Below are 3,400 nucleotides of genomic sequence, written 5' to 3'. Positions count from 1 at the left end.
CGGCAGCACCGGGGGCGGCGTAAACAGTCATGGCTTGTCTCCTGCGAATGGGTTGAGGCATGTCCATCAACGCAGAACCCGTGCCAGCACACGGCGGGCACGCCAGAGCCCGCTGCACGGGTCGTAGCCAAGGGAAATCACCCTTGGGCTGTTGCAGGCTGGAGCAGTCCGGCACAGAACGGCACAGCGCTGCGCAAACACAGGCCGCGGCACCTGCCGGCAGTGCTCCAGGCGCCCGCTGTCACAGCGCGGCGCAGCCTGTTCACGGGGCTGACACCGGCCCCGGAGCAACCCTGCCCGCGCGCCGCCGCATTGCTCCATCGCGCCGCGAAAACTGCGCGATTTCAACTGGCATGGAGCTTGCGCCTTGACCGGCCATCCGCATGCCCATCGGCACGGCGGTGCATATCCATCAACAAAGGAGACAACGCCATGCAACTCAACCCTCTCGCCGCACTGCTGTCCGTGAGCTTCGGCCTGGTGGCCGCCGGCAGTGCCGCCGCCGCCGTGATCGACCAGATGATCGAGGCCTCGGCCAAGTCGGGCCAGGAAGTGCTGTCCTGGGGCCTGGGCACGCAGGGCCAGCGCCACTCGACGCTCAAGCAGGTCAACGTGGGCAACGTGGCCAAGCTGTCGCCGGTCTGGGCCTTCTCCTTCGGCGGCGAGAAGCAGCGCGGCCAGGAGTCGCAGCCGCTGATCCACAACGGCAAGATGTTCGTGACGGCCTCCTACTCGCGCATCTTTGCGCTGGACGCCGCCACYGGCGCCAAGCTGTGGAAGTACGAGCACCGCCTGCCCGACGGCATCATGCCCTGTTGCGACGTCGTCAACCGCGGCGCGGCGCTGTTCGACAACCTCGTCATCTTCGCCACGCTGGACGCCCAGCTCGTGGCGCTGGACCAGGCCACCGGCGACGTGGTGTGGAAGGAAAAGATCGATGACTACGCCGCCGGCTACTCCGCCACGGCCGCACCCATCATTGCCCAGGGCCTGTTGCTGACGGGCGTGTCGGGCGGCGAGTTCGGCGTGGTCGGCCGTGTGGAAGCGCGCGACCCCAGGACCGGCAAGATGGTCTGGACCCGCCCGACGGTCGAAGGCCACATGGGCTACACCTGGGACAAGGCCGGCGTGAAGCACGAGAACGGCATCTCCGGCACGCAGGGCAAGAGCTGGCCCGGCGACCTGTGGAAGACCGGCGGCGCGGCCACCTGGCTGGGCGGCACCTACGACCCCAAGACCGGCCTGGCCTACTTCGGCACCGGCAACCCCGCACCGTGGAACAGCCATCTGCGCCAGGGCGACAACCTGTTCAGCTGCTCCACCGTCGCCATCGACGTGAAGACCGGCCTGATCAAGTGGCACTACCAGGGCACGCCCAACGACGGCTGGGACTTCGACGGCGTCAACGAGTTCATCACCTTCGACCAGGACGGCAAGCGCATGGGCGCCAAGGCCGACCGCAACGRCTTCTTCTACGTGCTGGACGCCACCAACGGCCAGCTCGCCAACGCCTTTCCCTTCGTCAAGAAGATCAGCTGGGCCACCGGCATCGATTTGAAGACCGGCCGGCCCAACTTCGTGCCCGAGAACCGCCCCGGCGACCCGACCGCCGGCGCCGACGGCAAGAAGGGCAACTCGGTGTTCTCGTCGCCCTCCTTCCTGGGCGGCAAGAACCAGATGCCCATGGCCTACAGCCCGGACACCAAGCTCTTCTACGTGCCCGCCAACGAATGGGGCATGGAGATCTGGAACGAACCCATCGCCTACAAGAAGGGCGCCGCCTATCTGGGCGCCGGCTTCACGATCAAGACGCTCAACGACGACTACATCGGCGCCCTGCGCGCAGTGGACCCCAAGACCGGCAAGATCGTCTGGGAGGTCAAGAACAACGCGCCGCTGTGGGGTGGTGTGCTGACCACCGCCGGCAACCTGGTGTTCTGGGGCACGCCGGAAGGCTGGCTCAAGGCCGCGGACGCCAAGACCGGCAAGGTCGTCTGGCAGTTCCAGACCGGCTCGGGCGTCGTCGCACCGCCGGTGTCCTGGCAGCAAAACGGCGAGCAGTACATCAGCGTCGTGTCGGGCTGGGGCGGCGCCGTGCCGCTGTGGGGCGGCGACGTGGCCAAGAAGGTCAGCTTCCTGGAGCAGGGCGGCATGGTCTGGGTGTTCAAGCTGCCGAAATAGGCCCACCCCCTACTCGCTTCGCGAGCCCCCTCAAGGGGGCGCCGTCAGTGGCCCGGCAAAGCGCTTGCGCTTCGGTGAAGGCTCATATCGCGCAGCGATGTGATGCCGAAGCCAAAGCCGGTTCCACGACGGCCGCTTGAGGGGCTCGTCTTGCATCCTCGCCTGGAGTTCCTGATGTCCCACCCCACCCGCCGCATCTTCATGATGCAAGCCACCCTGGCCACCCTCGCCTGCCCAGCCCTCGCGCAGACGTCGCCGGTCGACGAAGCCAGCGAGACCGCTGTCGCCCTGGGCTACAGGCACGACACCACCAAGGTCGATACCGCCAAGTTCCCCAAGCACCAGGCCAGCCAGCACTGCGCCAACTGCCAGTTCTGGCAGGCCAAACCCACCGACGCGTGGAGCGGCTGCGCGATGTTCGGCCGCAAGGCGCAGGTCGCGAAGAACGGCTGGTGCAATGCGTGGGTCAAGGCGCCGGGCTGAGCCCAAGCCGGGCTCGCGGAACAGGAGCCCACTTGGTCGATCACACGGAAAAGCGGCTGTCGCCTTCAGGCTGGCTGCTGTCACCCAGACTTTGCGATCCAATGGCAGCTGTCCGCGGCAACGGTCATTGAACGGTTCGCAGCCTGAGCGACTGCTGGACCACCGGGACCGGCCACCCACCGATGTCCGCGCTTGGCGAGTCACCGGGCCGGTCAACGACAGCTATCGCGGCCGCAGGCCCGAACGACGCGGGCGTCAGCAAAGTGACCAAAGCGGAAGTACCGATGTCCAGTTCAGCCCGGCGCCGCCATGAGTATTCGCGCAGCGACCAGCGGTGGCCGGCGGTGGTCGCGTACGACTGAATCACAGTCCGCCAAGGGCCGCCGCATCGATCCGCTGAGCCAGGGCATGTGTAGGTTGCCAGCGCCCGCCCTGCGCTACGAAGCGATCCGCGGCGTCCAACACCTCGCGAGACGGTCGCGCTTGAGTAAACACGGCGTCAATCGCCAAGCCTGCCAGGGCACGCTGCTGCCGATGCATCCGGTCGGTATCGACACGACCCTGAGGGTCGAACGTCAGCACGAAATACACCCTGCGGACAATGTGAAGCACGGTGCGGCCGCTGGCTGTGCGTGGAGGGCGAGACATTGCGGTCATTGGCCAGGTACGTCAGGAAGGCCTCGACCTCCGGGCCGCCCATTTGCGCGGGGTGGCGAATGCCATGAAACCGGATGAA

At 66.9% G+C, this 3,400-nt stretch carries 4 protein-coding genes; 2 read left to right on the top strand and 2 right to left on the bottom strand.

What is annotated here, in order from left to right; translation table 11 throughout:
* Positions 1-432 precede the first annotated feature (432 nt).
* The gene (locus AC1DU6_RS24375) at positions 433-2,181 is read left to right on the top strand and encodes a PQQ-dependent methanol/ethanol family dehydrogenase (protein WP_477860221.1); all 1,749 of its coding nucleotides are present in this window, start codon (positions 433-435) and stop codon (positions 2,179-2,181) included.
* Positions 2,182-2,355: 174 nt separating this feature from the next.
* The gene (locus AC1DU6_RS24370; protein ID WP_477860219.1) at positions 2,356-2,664 is read left to right on the top strand and encodes a high-potential iron-sulfur protein; all 309 of its coding nucleotides are present in this window, start codon (positions 2,356-2,358) and stop codon (positions 2,662-2,664) included.
* A gap of 363 nt (positions 2,665-3,027) precedes the next feature.
* On the opposite strand, the gene AC1DU6_RS24365 is transcribed toward AC1DU6_RS24370, so the two are convergent.
* Both AC1DU6_RS24365 and AC1DU6_RS24360 read right to left on the bottom strand, forming a co-directional pair.
* Positions 3,028-3,276: a hypothetical protein gene (locus AC1DU6_RS24365; protein ID WP_477860217.1), complete on the bottom strand. Its 249-nt coding sequence runs from the start codon at positions 3,274-3,276 to the stop codon at positions 3,028-3,030.
* Complete coding sequence (locus tag AC1DU6_RS24360; RefSeq protein WP_477860223.1) at positions 3,164-3,397, bottom strand: phage integrase N-terminal SAM-like domain-containing protein; 234 nt, start codon at positions 3,395-3,397, stop codon at positions 3,164-3,166. Before AC1DU6_RS24360 ends, AC1DU6_RS24365 begins: the two co-directional genes overlap by 113 nt.
* Positions 3,398-3,400: the final 3 nt, after the last annotated feature.

It is taken from the genome of Roseateles sp. P5_B10 (genome assembly GCF_056400485.1).
This window is presented reverse-complemented; position numbering and strand designations above follow the sequence as displayed.